The 7,074-nt window shown below is 72.2% G+C and carries 4 protein-coding genes; all 4 read right to left on the bottom strand.

What is annotated here, in order from left to right; genetic code table 11:
* Positions 1 to 90 precede the first annotated feature (90 nt).
* The 4 genes from ACWDD7_RS26755 to mmsA all read right to left on the bottom strand — a co-directional run bounded on the left by ACWDD7_RS26755 (position 91) and on the right by mmsA (position 7,062).
* A complete protein-coding gene (locus tag ACWDD7_RS26755; protein WP_351870276.1) occupies positions 91 to 942 on the bottom strand; it encodes an ABC transporter permease in 852 nt (283 codons plus the stop codon).
* Positions 939 to 3,590, bottom strand: a complete 2,652-nt coding sequence (locus tag ACWDD7_RS26750) for an alpha/beta fold hydrolase (protein WP_450459259.1) — start codon at positions 3,588 to 3,590, stop codon at positions 939 to 941. The genes ACWDD7_RS26755 and ACWDD7_RS26750 overlap by 4 nt, the downstream gene beginning before the upstream one ends.
* A gap of 171 nt (positions 3,591 to 3,761) precedes the next feature.
* Positions 3,762 to 5,162, bottom strand: coding sequence for an APC family permease (locus ACWDD7_RS26745; RefSeq protein WP_450459258.1), 1,401 nt, complete (start codon positions 5,160 to 5,162; stop codon positions 3,762 to 3,764).
* A 397-nt stretch (positions 5,163 to 5,559) separates the two neighbouring features.
* A complete protein-coding gene (gene mmsA / locus ACWDD7_RS26740; protein WP_392215796.1) occupies positions 5,560 to 7,062 on the bottom strand; it encodes a CoA-acylating methylmalonate-semialdehyde dehydrogenase in 1,503 nt (500 codons plus the stop codon).
* Between the last annotated feature and the right edge of the window lie 12 nt (positions 7,063 to 7,074).

Here is a 7,074-nt window from a genome sequence, read left to right as displayed (position 1 = left end):
AATCCACACCGAACCGGAAGGCCCTCACCTGTTCAAGATCCCTCAGCCGAGACCTGGCTCACCCGTCCACAACCTCCCCGGACAGAACAGCTAGGAGACGATGTCCTTGCGGGCGAACCCCCGGAAGGCCAGGGCGAACAGCACGAGGGCGCAGGTGACCGAGAGCGAGGCGCCCTGGATCATGCCGGTCCACTCGGCGTGCGGCTGGAGCGCGTCGGCCCAGGCGAACTGCCAGTGCGCGGGCAGGAAGTCGCGCCAGTGGCCGAGGGCGGTGACCGCGTCCAGGACATTGCCGACGATGGTCAGCCCGACCGCGCCGCCGACCGCGCCGAGCGGGGCGTCCGTCCGGGTCGACAGCCAGAACGCCAGCCCCGCGGTGACCAGTTGGGACACGAAGACGTACGCCACGGCCACCACGAGCCGCTGCACGGCGGTGCCGCTGTCCAGTTCGCCGCCGGTGGGTATCCGGAGCGGCCCCCAGCCGTAGGCGGCGGTGCCGACGGCGAGGGCGACGAGCGGCAGCAGGACCATCGCGGCGAGGCTCAGCCCGAGGGCCACCACGAGCTTGGACCACAGCAGCCGGGCCCGGGGCACGGGCGCGGCCAGCAGATAACGCAGCGAGGACCAGTTGGCCTCCGAGGCGACGGTGTCCCCGCAGAACAGGGCGACCGGCACGACCAGCAGGAAACCGGCCGAGACGAACAGGCTGACCGCGGCGAAGTTGGCCCCGGACGCGGTGGCCGTGTCCATCAGGGTGACCTCGCCGTCGCGCCCCGAGGGGTGGCCGACGGCGAAGGCGATCACCAGCACGAACGGCAGGACGGCGAGGAGCGCGCCCATGACCAGGGTGCGGCGCCGCTTGAGCTGGCGGACCAGCTCCACGCGCAGCGGCAGGGTGCTCCGGGTGCGGTAACCGGAGGCCACCTCGGTGAGCGTGCTCATGCGGAACCTCCGATCAGGGTGAGGAACGCGTCCTCCAGGCGGCGGTGCGGGCCGACCGAGGCGACCGGCACCGAAAGCCGCACCAGCTCCACGACCAGCCGCTCGGCGGTGCCGCCCGCTTCGAGGCGGACCAGCAGCCCGTCCTCGGTGCGCAGGGCGGAGGCGACGCCGGGCAGGGCGGCCACCTTCTCCACCACGGGCTCCTCCACCGGTGCGGCGGTGCCGACGAGCAGGGTGTCGCCGGAGCCGATGATGTCCCGCACGGGCCCGGCCTGGACGAGCCGGCCGCGGTCCATCACCACGAGGTGGGTGCAGGACTGCTCCACCTCGGAGAGGAGATGGCTGGAGACGATCACGGTGCGCCCGGCGGCCGCGTAGCGGATCATCACCTCGCGCATCTCGCGTATCTGGGGCGGGTCGAGGCCGTTGGTGGGCTCGTCCAGGATGAGCAGGTCGGGCAGGCCGAGCATGGCCTGGGCGAGGGCCAGGCGCTGGCGCATGCCCTGGGAGTACGTGCGTACGGCGCGGGTCAGCGCGTCGCCGAGCCCGGCGATCTCCAGGGCCTGTGCCAGGTGGGCGTCCTCGGCGGGCCGGCCGGTGGCCCGCCAGTACAGCTCCAGGTTCTCCCGCCCGGACAGGTGCGGCAGGAAGCCCGCGCCCTCCACGAAGGCGCCGACCCGGGACAGCACCGGGGCGCCGGGGCGGACCGCGTGCCCGAAGACGCGGATCTCGCCGTCGTCCGGCGTGATCAGGCCCATCAGCATGCGCAGGGTGGTGGTCTTGCCCGCGCCGTTGGGCCCCAGCAGACCGAGCACCTGGCCTCGCTCCACGCGGTACGACAGCTCGCGCACCGCGTACCGGTCGGCGGACCCGGCGTACCGCTTGCTCAGGTCCTTGATGACCAGGGGGACGTCGGCCAGTCCGGGATCGGGCGCGGGGGCGGCCGTACGACGGCGGGCGGTCAGCAGCAGGACCAGGGCGGCGGCCGCGCCGGCGAGCGGCAGCCACCACACCCAGGCGGGCAGTGGGGCCGCGGCGGTGGTCACGGCGGGCGCCGTCGGCACGCTGAGGGCGCTGTCGAGGGTGACGGTGTAGGTGGCCGGGGCGGCCGGTGAGGCGTAGCCGAGGTCGGTGGCGGCGAGGACCAGGCGGAGCCGGTGGCCCTTCTGCACCTCGTGGTCGACCGCCGGGAGGGTGATCGTGACGTCCTTGCCGGCCTTGGCGCCGGTCACCCGGAAGGGGGTGACGAGCTGGGAGGGCAGCACCTGCCGTCCGCCGTCGGGGCCGACGTCGTAGACCTTGCCGAACAGCACGGCGTCGCCGCTGGTCGAGGTCACATGGACGCGGGCGGTCGGGGTGCCGGTGATCTGGAGGGTGCGGGTCAGCGGCGCGGAGTCGAAGCGGGCGTACTGGCCGGGGAAGTCGAGGGCGGTGCCGAGGCCGAGCGCGGACAGCCGGCCCAGACCGCCCGAACCGCCGAGGCCGGGCAGCGCGGAGACGGCGGGCGGGGCGGCGCCGGCCGGGTTGGCGATGCGCTGCATCCGGCCGGACAGGGGCACGTCGTGCCGGTCGGCGCGCAGGCCCGGGTAGGCGTTCGCGCTCGCCCCGCGCAACTGGGCGGTGCCGTTGGTGGAGTCGACGCCTCCGGTGCGCGTGACCCGGAAGGCCGGGCCGGTGTCGGTGCTCCGGTCGCCCTTCAGGTACCGGTCGAACCAGGCGCGCACCCGGTTCTGGACGCGGCCGGTCTCCAGGTCGCCGCCGTCGTGTCCGCCCGCGACCCAGTCGACGTCGACCGGGGCGCCGTTGGCCCTGATGGCGTGCTCGGCGGCGTCGGCCTGGCCGAGTGTGAAGAGCGAGTCGGTCTGGCCCTGCACCAGCAGGGTGGGCACCTTGATGCGGGAGCCGACGGCGGACGGCGAGCGCTCCTGGAGCAGGGCGCGGGCGGCGGCGTCCGGGGTGCCGGAGGTGGCGACCCGGTCGTACATCCGGCACAGCGCGGGCTCGAAGCGGGCGCAGCCGCCGCCCTCGCCGAGGAAGACCCCGGCCCACAGCTTCTTGAACACGCCGTTCGGGAACAGGGCGTCCGCGAGGTTCCAGTAGGTCAGCGCGGGGGCGATGGCGTCCACCCGGTGGTCGTACCCGGCGGCGAGCAGGGAGACCGCGCCGCCGTACGAGCCGCCGGCGACGCCCACGCGGGGGTCGCCGGGCTTGTCGAGCCGCACCTGGGGCTGCTTCGCCAGCCAGTCGACGAGCCGGGAGACGTCGGCGACCTCGGTCTTCGGATCGTTCAGCCCGATCCTGCCGGTGGACGTCCCGAAGCCGCGCGCGGACCAGGTCAGGACCGCGTACCCGTCGCGGGCGAGGTCCTCGGCCTGTCGGCGCAGGTCGTCCTTGCTGCCGCCGAAGCCGTGCGCCAGCAGCACGGCGGGCCGGCGGCCGGCGGGGCCGGCGGTGAAGTACGAGGTGTCCAGGCGCACCCCGCCCGGCATGGTCATCATCCGGTCGGCGCGGTGCACGGACGGCGGTCCGCCAAAGGCCGCGGCCGTCCACGTACCGGCGCCCGCGAGCATCACGACGGCGGCCGCGGCGGCCACCAGCCGCCGCGGCCCCTTGAGCAGCCCTCGCAGCCGGGCCACACGAAGATCCATGCCTCAACGGTACGGGCCGCCGGTGACATCCGCCCGGCCCCTCAGGGCTGAACCAGGGCCCCTCCCGAGGGAGTAGAGCCGCGGGCCCCGTACTTCATCCGCGGTAGGACGGCGCGGCCCCCGGTACCGAAGGTGAGGGGGTACCGAGGGCCGCGCGCGAGGGGGAGGGGCTCAGGCGTCCTGGGCGTCCTCGGGGAGGGACACCAGCCAGCGGGTCTCCTGGCGCGGGCGGAGGTAGAAGGCCCAGTAGAGGGTGGCGGCGACGGTGATGCCACCGGTCCAGATCAGGTAGGAGACCTCCTGCTCGACCAGGATGTAGACCAGGACGGCGATCAGCAGGACCGGCATGGCGGGCCACAGCGGCATCCGCCAGGCCTTGCGGGTGCTGTGGTGGCCGCGTCGGGCGAGCAGGGAGGCGACGGCGACCAGCAGGTAGAGCGCGGTGACGGCGACGCCGGTCACGCCGTAGAGCGTGTCCAGGTTGACGAAGCAGAGGAACGCGCCGGGGACGCCCACGATCAGGGTGGCGACCCAGGGGGAGCCGAAGCGGCCCAGCTTGGACAGGGCGTTGTTGACCGGCGAGGGCCAGGCCTTGTCACGGGCGGAGGCGAACAGGACGCGGGAGTTCTGGATGACCATCACGATGCCGGCGTTGATGATCGCCAGGGCGACGCAGAGGCTGACGAAGGTGCCGACGGCCGAGTTGCTCCAGGCGATGACCATGTCGCTGATGTTGCCGCCGGTCAGGGTCGTGAGGTCACCGGCGCCCAGGGTGATCGCCGCGACCGGCACCAGGATGACCACGCTGGAGATGGCCAGGGTCGCCAGGACGGTGCGGGCGACGTTGCGGCGCGGGTTCTCCAGTTCCTCGGAGAGGTAGACGGCGGTGGAGAAGCCCTGGGTGGCGAAGAGCGCGATGGCGAGTCCCGACAGGACCATCATCGCCGTCACCGGGTCGGCGTGGGCGTGGTCGCCGGCGATCTGGAAGGAGGTGAGGGCGCCGAGACCGCGGTGGGCGTGGGCGAAGCCGAGCGCGGCGACGAGGCCGGCCGCGATGACCTCCAGGACCAGGAAGATGCCGGTGATCCAGGCGTTGGCGCGCAGGTCGAGCAGGCCCGCGAGGGTGGCCGCGATCATCACGCCCGCGCCGGTCCAGGACGGGTCGAGGTGGACGATCGGGGCGAGGTAGTCGGCGGTGCCCATCGCGATGACCGGGGGGACGATCATCACGACGAGGAGCGACATCACGAAGGCCAGCCAGCCGGCCAGCCGTCCGGCCAGGGTGGAGACCATGGCGTACTCGCCGCCCGCGCTGGGGATCAGGGTGCCCAGCTCCGAGTAACAGAAGGCGACCGGGATACAGAGCAGCGCGCCGATGGCCAGACAGATCGCCGTCGCCGTGCCCAGGCTGGAGAACAGGTCGGGCACGATGACGAAGAGCGTGGAGGCGGGCGTGACGCACGAGAGGGTGAGCAGGGTGCCGCCGACGACTCCGATGGAGCGCTTGAGCTTCTGGGGGCTGCCGGAAGCCTCTGGGAGGCCCCTCTCGGCAGGGCGGAGCGTGTCGGTCATGCGGCGGAATCCGATCGACTCGTGCGTAAAGGGGGGTGGGGCCCGGGAGCGCTATCGCCTCCGGCGGCTCGTCGTCGTACGTTCGTCTCTCGTCCGCTCCCTGGCGCCCATAGGGAACCCCGACGAAAACCGCCACGTCAATGGCTGTTTACCTTCGAAATCCGCACCATGAGCATCTCCTGTCGTGGATCAGATTCACAGGCGACAAGGCCCCATTGATGCATCCACCAAGCCTGTACGTGTTCTGACCTTGCTTTCCAAGGTCACTTTCACGTCACCCCTTCGTCACCCGTTTCATCCGTATGAACGGGAACCGCAGCCGGGGTGTCAAAAAAATGTCAGGCCGTCCGGTATCCGGACGACCTGACGAGGGAAGAGCGGCGGCCTTACCCCACGGTCAGTGGTTGCGCGGGAACCCGAGGTCCACGCCGGCGGGGGCGTCGGCCGGGTCGGGCCAGCGGGTGGTGATCACCTTGCCACGGGTGTAGAAGTGCGTGCCGTCGTTGCCGTAGATGTGGTGGTCGCCGAAGAGCGAGTCCTTCCAGCCGCCGAAGGAGTGGTAGCCCACCGGCACCGGGATCGGCACGTTGACGCCGACCATGCCGGCCTCGATCTCCAGCTGGAAGCGGCGGGCGGCGCCGCCGTCCCGGGTGAAGATCGCGGTGCCGTTGCCGAACGGCGAGGCGTTCATCAGCGCCACGCCCTCCTCGTACGTGTCCACGCGCAGCACGCACAGCACCGGACCGAAGATCTCGTCCTGGTACGCCTTGGCGGTCGTCGGCACCTTGTCGAGCAGCGAGATGCCGATCCAGTGACCGTCCTCGTGGCCCTCGACCGTGTAGCCGGTGCCGTCGAGGACCACCTCGGCGCCCTCGGCGGCCGCGCCGGTGACGTAGGAGGCCACCTTGTCGCGGTGGGCGGCGGTGATCAGCGGGCCCATCTCGGACGTCGGGTCGTTGCCCGGACCGATCTTGATCTTCTCGGCGCGCTCGCGGATCTTCGCCACCAGCTCGTCGCCGACGGAGCCGACCGCGACGACGGCCGAGATCGCCATGCAGCGCTCGCCGGCCGAGCCGTAGGCCGCGGAGACGGCCGCGTCGGCCGCCGCGTCCAGGTCGGCGTCCGGCAGCACCAGCATGTGGTTCTTGGCGCCGCCCAGGGCCTGCACGCGCTTGCCGTTGGCGGAGGCGGTGGTGTGGATGTAGCGGGCGATCGGGGTGGAGCCGACGAAGGAGACGGCCTGCACGTCCGGGTGCTCCAGGAGGCGGTCCACGGCCACCTTGTCGCCGTGCACCACGTTGAACACGCCGTCCGGGAGCCCGGCCTCGGCCAGCAGCTCGGCGATGCGGACGGAGGCCGACGGGTCCTTCTCGCTCGGCTTGAGCACGAAGGTGTTGCCGGTCGCGATGGCCATCGGGAACATCCACATCGGGACCATCGCCGGGAAGTTGAACGGCGTGATGCCCGCGACCACGCCGAGCGGCTGGCGGATCGAGGCCACGTCCACCCGGCTCGCGACCTGGGTGGACAGCTCGCCCTTGAGCTGCACGGTGATGCCACAGGCCAGGTCCACGATCTCCAGGCCGCGGGCGACCTCGCCGAGCGCGTCGGAGTGCACCTTGCCGTGCTCGGCGGTGATCAGCTCCGCGATCTCGTCGCGGTGCGCGTCCAGCAGCGCCCGGAACGTGAAGAGGATCGTGGTGCGCTGCGCGAGCGAGGACTGGCCCCAGGTCGCGAAGGCGTCCTTGGCGGCGGCGACCGCGGCGTCCACCTCCTCGACCGACGCGAACGCGACCTTGGTGGTCACCGCGCCGGTCGCCGGGTCGGTGACCGGCCCGTACGTGCCCGACGCGCCTTCGACGGTCTTCCCGCCGATCCAGTGGTTGACGATCTTCGTCATGCCCAGAGACTC

The organism is Streptomyces sp. NPDC001056 (assembly GCF_053598955.1).
Note: the sequence above shows the minus strand (reverse complement) of the source record. Positions and strands in the feature narration are given on the sequence as shown.